The 1,335-nt window shown below is 33.3% G+C and carries 1 protein-coding gene; it reads left to right on the plus strand.

Going from position 1 to position 1,335, the window contains the following annotated elements; genetic code table 11:
* Nucleotides 1-51: 51 nt before the first annotated feature.
* Nucleotides 52-1,335, plus strand: a 1,284-nt coding sequence (locus H3T47_RS09165; protein WP_199283255.1) for an HsdR family type I site-specific deoxyribonuclease, incomplete at its 3' end; no start/stop codon positions are given.

Consider the following 1,335-nt stretch of genomic DNA (forward strand, 5'->3'; position numbering starts at 1 on the left):
TAAATTATCATTTAATTAACCAATATCTGTATAGAAAGGAGTGAAATTAATATGTCAAAAGGATATCTTTTAGAATCAGATGTTGAAAATTTAGCCTTAAATACCCTAAAGACTGTAGGATATAAGGTGTTTAAAAGTCCTACTTCAAGTGGTCCTAATCCAATTATTGATGCTGCACGTGACAATGATCATACTTCAGCAATATTATTTGATAACTTAAATAAAGCTCTCAGGAGACTTAATCCTGGTTACGACGAAGAAATATATAATGACGCATTTAGACAAATAAGTCGATTAGCTGATAATCCGGATATGATGATAAACAACCATTACTTTCATAAGTTATTGATTGAAGGTATCAAAGTAAGAACTACTTTAAACGGAGAAAATCATACAGATACACTATATCCGATAGATTTTGAAAAATTTGATGCTAATGAATTTATAGCTACCAATCAATTTACTTTTGCAGGTAAGAGAGAACGTAGACCTGATGCAACACTGTTTATCAATGGTATTCCGGTAGTTACCTTTGAATTTAAGGACGCTGGGAATATACATGTTGGTATAGAAAGTGGTTACCAGCAATTACAAACCTATAAATCTGATATTTCTGACTATATGAAATATAACGAAATCCTGATTACTTCTGATGGTATTAATGCAAGAGCTGGATCATTAACTGCCGGATTTGATCGTTTTATGAGATGGAGAGCTCCTAAGAATAGTGAATCTGAAGATGAACTGGAATTAGTAACAATGATAAAGTTCATGCTCAGGCCAAAAGATTTACTTAATATCATTGAAAACTTCATAATTTTTGAAACAGACGGCGACAAAACAATCAAAATTTTTGCAGCCTATCACCAATACTATATGGTAAATAAAGCAATTAAAGCTGCTAACAAGGCAATTAAAAGTCCCGATGATAAGAGAATTGGGGTCGTTTGGCATACAACTGGTTCAGGTAAGAGCTTATCAATGGTCTTTTTTACTAGTATAGCTGCTCGTAAATTAAACAATCCTACGTTTGTGGTAATTAATGATCGTAATGATCTTGATGATCAACTATTTGATACCTTTGCTGCAGCACATGAATATTTGCGTCAAAATCCTGAGCATGTTGAATCTGGCGATGAATTACGTTCAACGCTGAAAAAACAAGCGGGTGGGATAGTTTTTTCTACTATTCAAAAATTTTCACCTGATTTTAATAGTGGTGAAACTAGGATGCCTGTGTTGTCAAAAAGAAACGACATTATTGTTATTGCTGATGAGGCCCATAGGAGTCAATATGGTTTAAAGCCCAAGTTTACTAGTAATGGTTTGAGATAT

This window comes from Lactobacillus sp. W8093 (assembly GCF_016100925.1).
In the GTDB taxonomy this organism is placed as follows: domain Bacteria; phylum Bacillota; class Bacilli; order Lactobacillales; family Lactobacillaceae; genus Lactobacillus; species Lactobacillus helsingborgensis.